General features: G+C 57.0%; 14 protein-coding genes and 2 pseudogenes. 6 read left to right on the top strand and 10 right to left on the bottom strand.

All coding sequences use genetic code 11. The features are described 5' to 3' along the window. Window positions 1–58 precede the first annotated feature (58 nt). Window positions 59–517, bottom strand: a complete 459-nt coding sequence (soxR, locus tag QLG03_RS12515) for a redox-sensitive transcriptional activator SoxR (RefSeq protein WP_004206331.1) — start codon at window positions 515–517, stop codon at window positions 59–61. An 84-nt stretch (window positions 518–601) separates the two neighbouring features. On the opposite strand from soxR, the gene soxS reads away from it, so the two are divergent. Then, on the top strand, window positions 602–931 hold the full coding sequence (soxS, locus tag QLG03_RS12510) for a superoxide response transcriptional regulator SoxS (protein ID WP_023291646.1): 330 nt from the start codon (window positions 602–604) through the stop codon (window positions 929–931). Here the strand turns inward: soxS and QLG03_RS12505 are convergent. Further along, the gene (locus QLG03_RS12505) at window positions 916–2,520 is read right to left on the bottom strand and encodes an EAL domain-containing protein (protein WP_023291645.1); all 1,605 of its coding nucleotides are present in this window, start codon (window positions 2,518–2,520) and stop codon (window positions 916–918) included. The two genes, soxS and QLG03_RS12505, sit on opposite strands and share 16 nt — an antisense overlap. Before the next feature lie 508 nt (window positions 2,521–3,028). On the opposite strand from QLG03_RS12505, the gene QLG03_RS12500 reads away from it, so the two are divergent. Further along, window positions 3,029–3,310 (top strand): YjcB family protein, encoded by a 282-nt coding sequence (locus QLG03_RS12500; RefSeq protein WP_002885064.1) that lies wholly within the window; start codon window positions 3,029–3,031, stop codon window positions 3,308–3,310. Between the two features lie 46 nt (window positions 3,311–3,356). On the opposite strand, the pseudogene QLG03_RS12495 reads toward QLG03_RS12500, so the two are convergent. Then, window positions 3,357–3,599: pseudogene (locus QLG03_RS12495) on the bottom strand (ABC transporter permease); the annotation flags it as partial. A 25-nt stretch (window positions 3,600–3,624) separates the two neighbouring features. Here QLG03_RS12495 and QLG03_RS12490 point away from each other — a divergent pair. Further along, window positions 3,625–3,819, top strand: a pseudogene (locus QLG03_RS12490) (inositol monophosphatase family protein); the annotation flags it as partial. A gap of 27 nt (window positions 3,820–3,846) precedes the next feature. On the opposite strand, the gene iraM reads toward QLG03_RS12490, so the two are convergent. Then, window positions 3,847–4,200: an anti-adapter protein IraM gene (gene iraM, locus QLG03_RS12485; protein WP_032454568.1), complete on the bottom strand. Its 354-nt coding sequence runs from the start codon at window positions 4,198–4,200 to the stop codon at window positions 3,847–3,849. A gap of 269 nt (window positions 4,201–4,469) precedes the next feature. Continuing rightward, on the bottom strand, window positions 4,470–5,417 hold the full coding sequence (locus QLG03_RS12480) for a LysR family transcriptional regulator (protein WP_182962812.1): 948 nt from the start codon (window positions 5,415–5,417) through the stop codon (window positions 4,470–4,472). A 122-nt stretch (window positions 5,418–5,539) separates the two neighbouring features. Between QLG03_RS12480 and QLG03_RS12475 the strand changes: the two genes are divergently transcribed. Next, a complete protein-coding gene (locus QLG03_RS12475) occupies window positions 5,540–6,706 on the top strand; it encodes an L-dopachrome tautomerase-related protein (RefSeq protein ID WP_274578658.1) in 1,167 nt (388 codons plus the stop codon). 286 nt (window positions 6,707–6,992) lie between these two features. Continuing rightward, window positions 6,993–8,573 carry a lytic transglycosylase F gene (locus QLG03_RS12470; RefSeq protein WP_255989519.1) on the top strand — a complete coding sequence of 527 codons (1,581 nt, stop codon included), beginning with the start codon at window positions 6,993–6,995 and terminating at the stop codon, window positions 8,571–8,573. A gap of 128 nt (window positions 8,574–8,701) precedes the next feature. Here the strand turns inward: QLG03_RS12470 and ssb1 are convergent, their stop codons facing one another. Then, window positions 8,702–9,226 (bottom strand): single-stranded DNA-binding protein SSB1, encoded by a 525-nt coding sequence (gene ssb1, locus QLG03_RS12465; RefSeq protein ID WP_004151744.1) that lies wholly within the window; start codon window positions 9,224–9,226, stop codon window positions 8,702–8,704. 254 nt (window positions 9,227–9,480) lie between these two features. On the opposite strand from ssb1, the gene uvrA reads away from it, so the two are divergent. Further along, window positions 9,481–12,306: an excinuclease ABC subunit UvrA gene (uvrA, locus tag QLG03_RS12460; RefSeq protein ID WP_023291635.1), complete on the top strand. Its 2,826-nt coding sequence runs from the start codon at window positions 9,481–9,483 to the stop codon at window positions 12,304–12,306. On the opposite strand, the gene QLG03_RS12455 is transcribed toward uvrA, so the two are convergent. The 4 genes from QLG03_RS12455 to tyrB all read right to left on the bottom strand — a co-directional run bounded on the left by QLG03_RS12455 (window position 12,307) and on the right by tyrB (window position 15,313). Beyond that, the gene (locus tag QLG03_RS12455) at window positions 12,307–12,663 is read right to left on the bottom strand and encodes an MmcQ/YjbR family DNA-binding protein (protein ID WP_023291634.1); all 357 of its coding nucleotides are present in this window, start codon (window positions 12,661–12,663) and stop codon (window positions 12,307–12,309) included. A 3-nt stretch (window positions 12,664–12,666) separates the two neighbouring features. Then, entirely contained in the window at window positions 12,667–13,083 is a 417-nt protein-coding gene (locus QLG03_RS12450) for a secondary thiamine-phosphate synthase enzyme YjbQ (protein WP_004206303.1), read from the bottom strand. A gap of 131 nt (window positions 13,084–13,214) precedes the next feature. After that, window positions 13,215–13,928, bottom strand: coding sequence for an acid phosphatase AphA (gene aphA, locus QLG03_RS12445; protein ID WP_178944989.1), 714 nt, complete (start codon window positions 13,926–13,928; stop codon window positions 13,215–13,217). Window positions 13,929–14,119: 191 nt separating this feature from the next. Further along, complete coding sequence (gene tyrB / locus QLG03_RS12440; RefSeq protein ID WP_048296433.1) at window positions 14,120–15,313, bottom strand: aromatic amino acid transaminase; 1,194 nt, start codon at window positions 15,311–15,313, stop codon at window positions 14,120–14,122.

Genomic DNA, 15,313 nt, shown 5'->3' with positions numbered 1-15,313 from the left:
TGCGAAAGACCAAGACCGGAAAACAACTAAAGCGCCCAGTTGTGGCGCTTTAGTTTTATCACTCCTCCTCCAGCAGCCGGGCGCCGGTCCCCTCTTCCCCCAGTTTATCGCCCGGGTTGCGTAGCGGGCAGTCGCGCCGCGATAAACAGCCGCAGCCGATGCAGCCGTCGAGCTGGTCGCGCAGCGCCGTCAGGGTGTGGATACGCCGGTCCAGCTCCTCGCGCCACTGGGATGACAGCATTTTCCACTCTTTTGCGCTGAGATTGTGCCCTTCCGGCAGGACGCCAAACGCGTCGCCGATGGTGGCCAGCGGGATGCCGATACGTTGCGCAATTTTGATAATCGCCACCGCGCGCAGGACATCGCGCCGGTAGCGCCGCTGATTGCCGGCATTCCGCTGGCTGTGGATCAGCCCTTTACTCTCATAAAAATGGAGGGCCGAGACCGCCACGCCGGTTCGTTTTGCCACTTCCCCAGGCGTCAGCAGCATTTTGATGCGGGGTGATTTCTTTTCCATAAAGCGCTTTACCTCAAGTTAACTTGAGGAATTATACTCGCCCGCAGACAAAACGACGAATCGAGAATTGAGAGAGGCCGCTTTATGTCCCATCAGGATATTATTCAAACACTGATTGAATGGATTGATGAACATATCGATCAACCACTTAACATTGATGTAGTCGCCAGAAAGTCAGGATACTCGAAGTGGTACCTGCAGCGGATGTTCCGCACCGTGATGCATCAGACGCTGGGGGATTATATTCGTCAGCGCCGTCTGCTGCTGGCGGCGGAGGCGTTGCGAACCACCCAGCGGCCGATCTTTGATATCGCCATGGATCTGGGCTACGTCTCGCAGCAAACCTTCTCGCGGGTCTTCCGCCGGGAGTTCGACCGCACCCCCAGCGACTACCGCCATCAGATCTCCGCGTGACGCGACGGCTGAGGCACGTTCACGGGCGCGGGCGCATTGGCTAACCACTGCATAAACTCCCGCGCCGGCATCGCTTTCGCAAACAGCCAGCCCTGGCAATACTGCACGCCGCGCTTGTAGAGCCAGCTTACCTGCTCAGGCGTCTCCACGCCTTCCGCGATAGTCTTTAGACGTAACCCGCGCGCCATCTCGATGATGTGTTCGGCAATCAGGTGGCTGGTGTTGTTGGTGGTCAGCGTATCAACGAAGGTTTTATCGATTTTAAGGATATCGACGTTCAGGGCGTGCAGATTATGCAGATTCGAATAGCCGGTACCGAAATCATCGATGGCAATTTCATAGCCCGCTTCGCGGAACGCCTGAATCACCGGCGTGGTCTTCGGTACGTCGATAAACCCCCGCTCGGTTACTTCGATTTTGATCTGCCCGATACAGACCGCATAGCTGCGCGCTTTCTCACTGATCTGTGAAATCAGCCGCGCCGAGTGGAAGTCCGACGCAGAGAGATTGATCGCCACGTACAGCTGCGGATGGCTGGCAAGAAACTCTCCCATTTCGTAAAACAGCTCATCCACCACGTAGTCCGTCACCTGGGCAATCATGCCTTCATTTTCCGCCAGCGGAATAAACTCCGCCGGGTTCATCACCGGACCGTCAAACCCTGGCCAGCGCAGCAGCGCTTCCGCCCCGACGCAGCGGTTATTTTTAATATCGATAATCGGCTGGTAGTGCAGGCGCAGCTGGCGGCAGCTCAGAGCCCGCTGCAGCATATTGCGCGGCGAGTGATACTGCCGGCGGGTACGCGACCACACCAGCACCAGTAAAATACTGCAGATGATCCCCAGCGGCAGCGTCAGGCTGGCCTGGTCACAAAAGTTGTGATAATAGCTGGCCCGCGAGGTGGACATAATGACGGCGATCGGCCGGATAGCGGAGCGGGCTATCGTATACACCCGGCCATTCTGATTAAAAAAGGTATCGCCTTCGCGAATTAACGCATGGAGCTCCGCGGGCTCGACATTGTTACTCACCGAGAAAAAGAGGTTGGTTTTGGTATCGAACACGCCATAGGCTAAATCGCGATCGCTGGCGATCACTGAGCTGAACGAGAAGGGATTGACCACCACCACATAGGGCCCCTTCTGCATATAATTCATGGCAAAGCCGGGATAAAACGGCGTGTCCCGGTAATAGTAAATCGCGACATCCGGCTTTTTGGTGTAATTGGCCGCCGGCATCCGCCAGCCGGTTTGCTGATGAACGGACGTTGAACAGATAAAGCGCTGACCGTTAGCGTAGATCAGATCTTCCACATACAGCAGGCCGCGAACGATATGCAATAAATAACGCTGATGGTCCGCTGAGCACAGCTCCCCGCGATACTGGCTGGCTTTCGCCCGGGCCTGATCCGCTTCGCGGATGACCATTTCCGTTTTTTGCAGCGCCAGCTGCGAAAATGAGTGTAATTGATCAATGGTTTCGGCTTTTGCCCGCAGTTGGGCAAACCACAATGCCAGTACCACTGGCAATAAAATAACCAACCCCGTTCCGATGAGCCTTAGCGCCTTATGCGGCGTACTGTCACCCATTTACGCTTACATCCATGCGATATGCCTTAATTAAGGTAGCCCAAACACGTTAGCAATCGCGACTGCGATAGACATCAGCCGATTTCCGCCAGCCCTCACGGGCGTCAGCTTTACCACTGACAGGGAAGAATAATACTTATTTATCAGGTATTCGGAAGATATTCCGCCAAGATTAAGAATAGACGCGCTTCTGACTCGGTTTCTCCGTGTATTAAACAAGAACAAGTAATAAAACCCGCAGAATAATAATCATTAGCAAGAGAATGAAAATAAGATCATCAGGGGTTACTTACCAATATCCACATAAATAACAGTGTTATTAAGCGCAGCGAAAGCTCATTTTTTGACTGGTGAATAAAGCGCCAAGTGTGATATAGTTCACACAAGTTGATGAAACAGAAATGGCGTTTCATCACTCTCTAGTACGCCAGTTGAGACCAGAGCGCTATGCCATCGTCAGTCGCGCCAGGTCGTCCATGGCTCCCCGACTTTCTTTGAGGACAGGTTAATGGCTTCCATTACTACCAGTGTTGTGTTGTTGCGCTGGCCCCTGGTGAGCGCGGTACTGATGTTTCTTGCCAGTTCACTGAATATCCAACTTCGCAAAAGCGATTATGCCGGTCTGGCGGTGATCTGCAGCTGCCTCGGCCTTGCCGCCGCCTGCTGGTTCGCCACCGGTTTGCTCGGCATCACCCTGCTCGATATTGCCAAAATCTGGGGCAATATCAAAGATGTGATGATTGAAGTCATGAGTCAGACACCGCCAGAATGGCCAATGATGATGACCTGAGGTTAAAAAGCTTCCCACCGGGAAGCTTTTTCGTTTTCTGCAGCCCTTATTTCCCCAGCTTCGCCATCATCTCCGGACGCATAAATTTATGGATCGCCACCATAAAGAGCAGCGATGGCGCCAGCAAAATCAGCGCGGTAATCGACGAGACCTGATAGTTACCCGACATGCTGGCGTTATTGAGCAGCAGCGGTAGCGTAGTGACATCCGGCGCCCCGACGAAGAAGGTGCCGGTAAGCTCATCCAACGACTCCAGAAAAACAAAAATACTGGCGGCAACGATCCCCGGGGTGGATTATGTCTGCTCTGATAACGCCGCCGGCCAACTCCATGCCTATTATGAAGCGCATATGAACAGCTGGGACGCGCTGGCAGGCATGCTGTTGATTGAGGAGGCGGGCGGAACGTGCAATGCGTTTCTCGCCAATGAGGGGCTACGGCGAGATAACCGCGTGCTGGCCGGCTGCGCAGGCGTCCAGCTACGACTGGCCGCCCTGCTGGAGAAATGACGCCACACCGCCCCCGGCGAGGCCTGACTACCGCCAGGTTTCGCTGCGGGAAATATTATTCGGGCAGCGCTTAATCGCGCAAAAGGACTGGTAAAAACAGGAGTCAGACCGCTCGCCGCCGGCATGGTACGGGCACGATGGCCGCTCGCGTAATATTTCCCACTGCGCCTCGTCGTACACCGCAATATTGTAGATTTTTAATGAATGATACTGGTCATTAATTAAAACTCTTGAGGAATAGAGCTTCATTGTCTCGCCGGGCAGCAGGATCACATCGGCCTCGTACCACATAATAAATTTTAAGAAACGCAGGCTGGATATCGCCGAAAAGGCGATGCCGGATTGCGGGCAGATCAGGGTATTAAGAATAGTCCATTTCATATTCCTTCCTTATATAAATGCTACAAATTGTTACCGTATATAGTGATAGCATTCATTAATATAAACTGCAAGCATCCCTGACAATTATGTGACTTAAGACAATCCCTAACAACATACTCCATTATTAGTAACGTTTACTTTTCGTCGAGAGATTAATGATTAGACCCTATAAAAACAGAAACAAATCAACCTAAAAAAAGAAAATACAATAAAAAATAAGATTAAATAAAAATAATTGACAATATGTATTAGTCCCTTTGGATGAGCCTTCATCCATTCGTATCAGACGATGTGGCGCTGAGCGTCGCCAAAGCTTCCGCCGGCAGGGTCAGCAGCGCAATCAACGCCCGTGCGGCGGCTGACTGGCTTTTATGCGGCGGGTAAACGACCGAGAAAGGCCGTGAGCGTCCGGCGAATGCCGGAAGCACTGGGACCAGCTCCCCACGCGCCACCGCCTCCTGCACAATAAACGCATAGCTCTGGCAGATCCCCGCCCCTGCGAGGGCCAACGAGACTACCCCGAGCACATCATCAGAAACATGCAGGGAGGAAGGCGGTAGCCAGTTAATATCCCGGTCATTTTCACGAAATACCCATTCCGCAACTTTTCCCGTCGCCGGCAAAATAAATGTCAGGCATGAATGATGGCGCAAATCGGCTATTTTATTGAGCGGTTGCGTCGTAGAGCGTAAATAAGCCGGCGAGGCCACCAGACATAGCCCGGCATCCTCCAGTTTTTTTGCCACCAGACCACTGTCGGGTAAATGTCCCTGGCGCACCACCAGGTCGAAACCTTCGGCGATAATATCGACATTACGGTTGGTCATATTCAGCTCAATCTGTACGTCGGGATGTAATTGACGGAACAGCGCCAGGCGCGGCGGCAGACGGTAGTGTCCCCAGGTGGTGGGTACGCTCAGCTTTACGCGTCCGGACAGCGACCCTTTTTGCCCCTGCGCCTCCCGTTCGGCATTATCCAGCACCTCAAATGCCTGGCGGACCTGAATCAGGTAAGCATTTCCGGCCTCAGTCAGGCTGATCCGCCGGGTGGAACGGCGCAGCAGCTGACATCCCAGGCGCGTCTCAAGACGGGTGACGGCCCGGCTGAGCACCGACGGCGTTGACGATAGCGCCACCGCGCCGGCGGTAAATGACCCGCGCTCGGCCACAGCCAGAAACACTTCCACATCCGAAAGATAATCAAACCGCCGGGCCATTTGGTTCTCCAGAGAACAAATGATTGTCATTCCCGGCATCTTATCTTCGCCAGGGGATTTAATAAAATCCTTTACCAGAGCTAACCAACCCTCTCTCGTTTTTCTGCTTCCTGGAGACCATAATGCATCGTTTTTCACTTGTTATTCTCGGCCTACTGTCCCTGGGACAGAACGCGCTGGCGGCAGGAGCTGACTACCCCGCCCATTTAGCGCTCTGGCGCAGTTATGCCGGGGTAACCTGGGAGCAGCGCGTCGATGCGCGCTCCGTCGATGCCCCCATCGCGGGCTTGCATTTTGACGCCGCTGGCCGGGCGTTTGTCAGTACCCCACGCCTGATCTCGCCCCAGGCGCCCGCTACGCTCAGCCTGCTCGATACCGCGTCGCTGAGCGGCCCCGCACGCCTTACCGCCTTTCCATCCACCGAGGCGAACAGCATCAGCGCCGATCCCCGCACGCACCTGCGCAATGTGCTGGGCTTTTATGTCGACCACCGCAACGGCTGGCTGTGGGCATTAGATCAGGGCCTTGTCGCCGGCGAAAAGACGGCGCCGCCGGAGGCGCAAAAGATCATGATTTATGCGCTCAGCGACGGCAAACTGGTGCAGCGTATTCCGCTCGACAGCGTTGCCGATCGTGAAGGGAGCTTTCTTAACGATATTGTGGTCGATGAAGCGCGCCGGGTGGCCTATATCGCCGACAGCGGCCTGCGCAGCGCGCCGGATAACCAGGCCGGACTGATCGTTGTGGATGCTCAGCGTGGGACGGTTCGCCGGGTACTGAATAAGCACCCGGCGCTGATGCCGGTTGCCGGCCTGCAGGTGACGTCCCATGGGGAAACCGTCTGGCCGGGCAATCCCATTATTCTGGGCATCAACGGTATCGCGCTGTCACCGGACCAGGAAACCCTCTACTGGACGGTCACCACCGGCACCACGGCGCGGACCATCGCCACCGCCGCGCTGCGCGATCCCGCCATGAGCGAACGACAACTCGCCGCCGCCATCCGTACAGCGGGTGAGGTCGGCGGGAATAGCGATGGCATCGTGGTCGATAAGCATGGCGCGCTCTATATCACCGATGTGACCCATAACGGTATTGTCCGGTATCGCCCGCAGAGCGGACAGTTCACCCTGCTGGCCGCTGACGAGCGCGTATACTGGCCCGATACGCCGACTATCGGCCCGGACGGCGCGGTAATGTTCACCGCCAGCCATTTAAACCAGCACTTTGCTCAGGCGGTAAAACCGGGCGAAGAGAAATATACCATCTGGAAAGTGGTGCAACCCTGATCCACACAGCAGGCAGGCCCAACGGGCCTGCCTGGGGTTTATTCAACCGCAATAATATCTGCCGATAATTAACGCAAACGGAAGCCTTATGACTGGCCCTGAAATATCATCAGATCTTCCTTCTTCGCTATTCTCTTTTCCCTTCCTGCATAGCCAAATAATAATAATCTGCCGAACGATACTCGGCGGCATGTTCAGGTTTATTAGCGTTATTTCCTGTTATTGAATCCGGCTAACGGCAGCCGTTCTGCTAAAATAAACACATCCCCCTGCGGAGTGTTCCTCCATGAACGCCAACTTGCTATCACGCCTGTTTATCGCCTGGCTCACCTGCCTCGCGACGCTGTTATTCGCCCCTATCCTGCTTGCGGCGGAGGCGGAAAAAGCGCCGCTGGTGGCAACCGAAGACAACACGCTGTCGATCCGTATCGACGACATGCTGCAGCCGTGGAAAGGCGATCTGCCTGGCATGCTTGATCGGCGCACCATCCGGGTATTAACCACCTACAGCAAAACCTTCTTTTTTATTGATAAGGGAACCCAACGCGGAGCGACGCACGACATTTTCATGGCGCTGGAAAACGATCTGAATAAACAGCTGGCGAAAGATAAAAAGCTGAAACAGCGCCACCTGAAGTTGCATATCGTTTTCGTGCCGGTGAGCCGGGATAATCTCTTCACCGCGCTCAACGAAGGTAAAGGGGATATCGTCGCCGCCAACCTGACCATCACTTCGTCGCGGGAAGCCCAGGCCGCTTTCGCTCAGCCGCTCTACAGCGGCGTCAAAGAGTTGCTGATCTCCGGCCCGGCGTCGCCAAAGGTCGACAGCCTGGAGCAGCTCTCCGGTCAAACGGTCTTTGTTCGCCGCTCCTCCAGCTATTACGACAGTCTGCAAGCGCTGAACGCCCGATTTGCCAGTGAGTCAAGACCGCCGGTTACCCTGGAAGCGGCGCCGGAAGCGCTGGAGGATGAAGATCTGCTGGAAATGCTCAACGCCGGGCTGGTGCCGTTGATCGTCGTCGATCAGCATAAAGCTGTTTTCTGGAAACAGGTGTTTCCGAAAATCCAGGTCCATGACAACGTGGTGCTGCGTGACGGCGGCAACATTGCGTGGGCGGTACGCCAGGACAGTCCGCAGCTGCTGGCGCTGCTGAACAACTTTGTGAAAAAGAATCGTCAGGGCACCACGCTGGGCAATACTCTCCTGCTGCGTTACCTGAAAAACGCTAAATATGTCAAAAATGCCGCAGCGAGTCAGGAACGGCGCAAGTTCCTCGCCATGGTGGACGTCTTCCGTAAATATGGCGATCGCTACGATGTCGACTGGCTGCTGATGGCGGCCCAGGGATACCAGGAGTCGCGGCTGAACCAGTCGGTTCGAAGCCACGTCGGCGCCGTCGGGGTGATGCAGGTGATGCCCAGCACCGGAAGAGAGCTGAAGGTGGGCGATATTAAACAGCTGGATCCCAACATTCATGCTGGCGTGAAATATATGCGCTGGATGATAGATCGATACTATGCTGATGAGCCCATGACCCGGCTGGATAAAGCGCTATTTACCTTTGCTTCCTACAACGCCGGTCCAGCGCGTATCGCCCGCCTGCGCACCATGACCAAACAGCGCGGGTTTGATCCAAACGTCTGGTTCGGTAATGTCGAAAATCTGGCGGCAGAAAAAATCGGCGCGGAAACGGTGACCTACGTCAGCAATATCTATAAGTATTACATCGCCTATCGGCTGATCGTCGATGACATGGCCCGCAAACAGAAAGCGACGGCCGCGCCGCGGCAAAGGCCAGCGACACAGCCCGCCGCACCGCAGCCAGGCGTGGCGACGCCCGCAACCGCTCAGGTGCCCGCGGCCTGAAGCGCTCGCGATCCGCGATCAGTGGTCAAAACGACTCCTGAGGCGGTGGTGGAATAATCATAAAAAAAGCCCCGGCGAAACCGGGGCTTTCTGTTTTAACTACGCGAATATTGCGTCTAAGGCAAGCCTTAGAACGGGATATCGTCGTCGAAGTCCATCGGCGGTTCGTTGGAAGGCGCTGCCGGAGCCTGCTGCTGCGGACGGGACTGCGCGCCGCCGCTGAACTGGTTGCCGCCCTGCGGCTGCTGAGGCTGACCCCAACCGCCCTGCTGCTGGCCGCCGCCTGCCGGTGCGCCGCCGCCCTGACGGCCGCCCAGCATCTGCATGGTGCCGCCAACGTTCACCACCACTTCAGTGGTGTATTTGTCCTGACCGGATTGATCGGTCCACTTGCGGGTACGCAGCTGGCCTTCAATGTACACCTGAGAGCCTTTACGCAGGTACTCACCAGCGACTTCCGCCAGTTTGCCGAACAGCACAACGCGGTGCCATTCAGTCTGCTCTTTCATTTCGCCGGTCTGCTTGTCACGCCAGGATTCGGAAGTTGCCAGCGTGAAGTTGGCGACTGCGCCGCCACTTGGCATGTAGCGTACTTCCGGGTCCTGCCCCAGATTACCGACGAGAATCACCTTGTTTACGCCTCTGCTGGCCATGATCGAATCTCCTGAATAATACGTTTTGTATAAGTGTAAACCGGGAATTCTAACACCACAAAGGGACAATTTGATAGCTGCTAAGCCAATTCCAGAAAACATGCCGCCGCTATGCAAATTTTCACACGCTTCCCGCAGCGCCATTCCAATACTGTATATCCAGACAGGTTAAATTGTGTCATAATTAGCCGTTTCTGCCGTTTGTCCTTCAAGCAAACCAGGCAATCCGTGTATCTACCTACCGGGAAAGGTGAATGGATAAGATCGAAGTTCGGGGCGCCCGCACCCATAATCTCAAAAACATCAACCTCGTTATCCCGCGCGACAAACTCATTGTCGTCACCGGGCTTTCCGGGTCTGGCAAATCTTCACTGGCTTTCGACACCCTGTATGCCGAAGGCCAGCGTCGCTACGTCGAATCGCTCTCCGCCTATGCGCGACAGTTCCTGTCGCTGATGGAGAAGCCGGACGTCGACCATATCGAAGGGCTGTCGCCGGCGATTTCCATCGAACAGAAATCAACCTCTCACAACCCCCGCTCGACGGTGGGTACTATTACCGAAATTCACGACTACCTGCGTCTGCTGTACGCCCGCGTCGGCGAGCCGCGCTGTCCGGACCACGACGTGCCGCTGGCGGCGCAGACCGTCAGCCAGATGGTCGATAACGTCCTCGCCCAGCCGGAAGGCCTGCGTCTGATGCTGCTGGCGCCCATTATTAAAGAGCGTAAAGGCGAGCACACCAAAACCCTGGAAAACCTCGCCAGCCAGGGCTATATCCGCGCACGGATCGACGGCGAAGTCTGCGATCTCTCGGATCCGCCGAAGCTGGAGCTGCAGAAGAAACACACCATCGAGGTGGTAATTGACCGCTTCAAGGTCCGCGACGATCTGGCGCAACGTCTGGCCGAGTCGTTCGAAACCGCGCTGGAGCTCTCCGGCGGTACCGCCATCGTGGCCAATATGGATGATGAGAAAGCGGAAGAACTGCTGTTTTCCGCCAACTTCGCCTGCCCGATCTGCGGCTACAGCATGCGCGAGCTGGAGCCTCGCCTGTTCTCCTTCAACAACCCGGCGGGCGCCTGCCCGACCTGCGACGGCCTCGGCGTGCAGCAATATTTCGACCCCGATCGCGTGGTGCAAAATCCGGAGCTGTCGCTGGCGGGCGGCGCCATCCGCGGCTGGGATCGGCGTAACTTCTACTACTTCCAGATGCTGAAGTCGCTGGCGGAGCACTACAAGTTCGACGTCGAAGCGCCGTGGGGCACTCTCAGCGCCAGCGTGCAGAAAGTGGTCCTGTACGGTTCCGGTAAAGAGAATATTGAATTCAAATACATGAACGACCGCGGCGACACCTCGGTACGCCGCCATCCGTTCGAAGGCGTGCTGCATAACATGGAGCGCCGCTACAAAGAGACGGAATCCAGCGCGGTGCGCGAAGAGCTGGCGAAGTTCATCAGCAATCGCCCGTGCGCCAGCTGCGACGGTACGCGTCTGCGCCGCGAGGCGCGCCACGTGTTTGTGGAAAACACCCCGCTGCCGACCATTTCCGATATGAGCATCGGCCACGCGATGGACTTCTTCAACAATCTGAAACTCTCCGGCCAGCGGGCGAAAATCGCCGAAAAAGTGCTGAAAGAGATTGGCGATCGCCTGAAGTTCCTCGTCAACGTCGGCCTCAACTACCTGACGCTCTCCCGTTCGGCGGAAACGCTCTCCGGCGGCGAGGCCCAGCGTATCCGTCTGGCGAGCCAGATTGGCGCCGGACTGGTTGGCGTGATGTACGTCCTGGATGAGCCCTCCATCGGCCTGCACCAGCGCGATAACGAGCGCCTGCTCGGGACCCTGATCCACCTGCGTAATTTAGGCAACACGGTGATCGTCGTTGAGCATGACGAAGACGCCATTCGCGCCGCCGACCATGTGATCGATATCGGCCCTGGGGCCGGGGTCCACGGCGGCCAGGTGGTGGCGGAAGGGCCGCTGGAGGCCATTATGGCCGTCCCGGAATCCCTGACCGGCCAGTTCATGAGCGGCAAGCGCAAAATTGAAGTGCCGAAGCAGCGCGTGCCCGCCGATCCGGAGAAAGTCCTCAAACTGACCGGCGCGCGCGGCAACAACCTGAAAGACGTGACGCTGACTCTGCCGGTGGGCCTGTTTACCTGCATTACCGGCGTCTCCGGCTCGGGTAAATCAACGCTGATCAACGATACCCTGTTCCCGATTGCCCAGCGTCAGCTTAACGGGGCGACCATCGCCGAACCGGCGCCGTATCGCGATATTCAGGGGCTGGAGCACTTCGATAAAGTCATCGATATCGACCAGAGCCCGATCGGCCGTACGCCGCGCTCCAACCCCGCGACCTATACCGGGGTGTTTACGCCGGTGCGTGAGCTCTTCGCCGGGGTGCCGGAATCACGTTCCCGTGGCTATACGCCGGGTCGTTTCAGTTTTAACGTCCGCGGCGGTCGCTGCGAAGCCTGCCAGGGCGACGGGGTGATCAAGGTCGAAATGCACTTCCTGCCGGATATCTACGTACCGTGCGACCAGTGCAAAGGTAAGCGTTATAACCGCGAAACGCTGGAGATTAAGTACAAGGGCAAAACCATCCACGAAGTGCTGGATATGACCATTGAAGAAGCGCGCGAGTTCTTTGATGCCGTACCGGCGCTGGCGCGTAAGCTGCAAACCCTGATGGATGTCGGCCTGACCTATATCCGTCTCGGCCAGTCGGCGACGACGCTGTCCGGCGGCGAGGCGCAGCGCGTGAAGCTGGCGCGCGAGCTGTCCAAGCGCGGTACCGGCCAGACGCTGTATATCCTCGATGAGCCGACCACCGGTCTGCACTTCGCCGATATCCAGCAGCTGCTGGAAGTGCTGCACCAGCTGCGCGATCAGGGCAATACCATCGTGGTGATTGAGCACAACCTCGACGTGATAAAAACTGCCGACTGGATTGTCGATCTCGGCCCGGAAGGCGGCAGCGGCGGCGGCGAAATTCTGGTTTCCGGTACGCCGGAAACCGTCGCTGAGTGCGAAGCCTCGCACACCGCGCGCTTCCTGAAGCCGATGCTGAAATAATTAGCGGGAAAGCTGCTGCCGGACCGGCTCCGGCAGCATTTTCACCGCCTGCTGGTAAGACGCATCGACCAGGTAGTAGATTTGCGAATCCGGCAGCGAGCCATCCAGAAAGACGGTGCTCCAGTGCGCTTTATTGAGATGCTTGCTGGGCCGGACGTCGCGATGCTGCTGCCGCAGCAGCTCCGCCAGCTCCGGACTCGCCTTCAACGCAACCGCCGGCCGCTGGTCTTCGACCTCCTTCACCATGGCAAACAGCACGTCCGAGACCTTAATTTGCGTGGCTTTCCAGTCGCTGTGGACGCTCTGCTCTGCTCCCGGCTTCGCCATGCAGTACTGCAATAACTCCGAAATTGTCATCTTTTATTCCCCCATGAGCGTCGCAACGATGTGACGCGAACCGCCGTGTATCCGATGCTCCCCCAGCCAGATGCCCTGCCAAGTCCCCAGCCTGACGCGTCCGTCCTCGACCGGCAGCATCAGCGACACGCCAAGCATCGATGATTTGATGTGCGACGGCATATCATCAGGGCCTTCATAATCATGTTCGTACGGCGCATTGTCCGGCACGGCGTTAAGAAAATACTGCTCCATGTCATACCGGACGGTGGGATCGCAGTTTTCGTTGAGCGTCAGGGAAGCGGAAGTATGCTGGAGCAGGAGGTGTAGCAGGCCGACCTTCACCCCGGACAGCCCGCGGATCTGGCCGAGGATTTCGTCGGTGACCAGATGAAAACCACGGGATTTGGGCCCAAGCGTCAGGGTTTGCTGATACCACATCATCGACTCCTTTTTGCGAATGAATCCCTCTAAGTGTGCAGCAATACGTGAAAAGGTAAAACCTTCCACCCCGGATTTTGCATAAAAAAACGGCAGCGTCACCGCTGCCATTTATCCCGTTCAGGCGCCCATCAGTATTCGGAATTGACGATCACTTCTTCGCCCAGCGCGCCGGCCATCGGCAGCGGCTTGTAGGAGGAGTTGGCGGCGCGCAGCACGCGGATCCCGCGGGCGCCCGCCTCGCGGGCAGCGGTAATGTCGTTATCCGAGTCGCCATAGAAAACCTTTATCTGCTTCGCCTGCAGCCACTGGGTCTTGGTGTTCTGACCCGGCTTATCGCCAGCGAAAATCACCGGGTTCATATTGGCGGCCGGGATGAGGAAATCATCCTGCAGGGTTTTAGAAACGGTTTCTGTTTTGGTCTGGCTGCGGCCGGTGACGAACCAGATGCTGTCGCCACGCTTCACATGCATGGCAATCAGCTGGCGCGCCACCTCTTTTGGCATGCTGAATTCGTCCCAGCCGTTGTTCATTTTTTCCCAGAACTGCGGGTTTTTCAGGTAATCCTCACCGCCGGGGGAGAAGGTTTTTTGCCCTCGCCAGAAACCGGGACTGGAGAAGAGGACGGTATCATCGATATCAAAACCGACGGCCATCGGCGGACGCCCCAGCAGGCTGTTCTCAATTTGCGCCACCGAAACCCAGTGGATCGGCGCCTGCTCGGCCAGCTGGGCCACGTTGGTACCGACCCACAGCGGCTGCGGCGTGGAGGCGCGCGCCACGACGGCGCTGTTCAACGTGAACAGGAGAGAGGCCGCCGCAAGGGCGAGAGTAAGTTTGCGCATATTTATCCCTAAATCTATCAATCATTATTGTTTTCAATAATGTGCATGCTTAGTAACGTCCCGACCTTACCCGCAGGCGACAGGGATGAAAAGCCTTTTTCGCGCTGATGTCATAGAAAAAGAGGATGATCACAATCAGAGGGGGTTGCCCCTGCCCGTTGACCGGCAGAGACAACCTGCTGGAGAGCGGCTTACATTACCGCGGCAAAGGCTTTCGCTACCTGCTGAACATTACGTGAGTTTAACCCCGCCACGCACATACGTCCGCTGGCAATCAGGTAGACGCCAAACTCGTCGCGCAGGCGATCCACCTGCGCCGCGCTGAAGCCGGTGTAGCTGAACATTCCGCGCTGCTTGAGCAGATAATCCACTTTGCTGCCCGGAGCAACCTGCTGCAGCGCGTCGACCAGCGCCTGACGCATGGTCAGGATATGCGCGCGCATGGCGTCCACTTCCGCCTGCCAGGTGGCTTTCAGCCCGGCATCGTTCAGCACCGTCGCCACCACCTGCGCGCCAAAGCTCGGCGGGCTGGAGTAGTTGCGGCGCACGGTGGCCTTCAGCTGGCCCAGCACGCGGCCTGCGGTTTCACTGTCTTCACAGACCACCGACAGGCCGCCGACGCGCTCCCCGTACAGGGAGAAAATTTTGGAGAAAGAGTTGCTGACCAGCATCGGCATCCCGGCGCTGGCGATGGCGCGAATGGCGTAGGCATCCTCTTCCAGCCCTGCGCCAAAGCCCTGGTAGGCGATATCGAGGAACGGGATCAGCTGACGCGCTTTCAGGATCTCCACCACACGATCCCATTGTTCCGGCGTCAGGTCGGCGCCGGTCGGGTTGTGGCAGCAGGGGTGCAGCAGCACAATGTCGCGCGCCGGCAGCGTTTGCAGCGTCGCCAGCAGCGCTTCAAAGCGCACGCCGTTGGTGGCTTTATCAAACCAGGGGTAAGTACTTACTTCGAAGCCAGCCCCTTCAAATATGGCGATGTGGTTTTCCCAGGTCGGGTCACTGACCCAGACATGAGACTCAGGAAAGTAGCGTTTGAGGAAGTCGGCCCCGACCTTCAGCGCGCCCGAACCGCCGACCGTCTGAATGGAGGCGATGCGGTTTTGCTTAAGCGCGGTATGCTCTGCGCCAAACAGCAGCGGGGCAATCGCCTGGCGGTAGCCGCTCAGCCCTTCCATCGGCAGATACAGCGAGGCGCCGTGCGGCTCGGCGTTCAGGCGCGCTTCCGCTTCCGCCACCGCCTGCAGCTGCGGGATAATGCCGTCATCGTTGTAATACAGCCCGATACTCAGGTTGACTTTGTCGCTTCGCGGGTCTTCTTTGAAGCGTTCCATCAGAGAAAGAATTGGGTCGCCGGCGTAGGCGTCAACTTTTTGAAACAC

The sequence above is a fragment of the Klebsiella sp. V115_8 genome, assembly GCF_029967715.1.
GTDB classification, from domain to species: domain Bacteria; phylum Pseudomonadota; class Gammaproteobacteria; order Enterobacterales; family Enterobacteriaceae; genus Klebsiella; species Klebsiella quasipneumoniae.
Note: the sequence above shows the minus strand (reverse complement) of the source record. Positions and strands in the feature narration are given on the sequence as shown.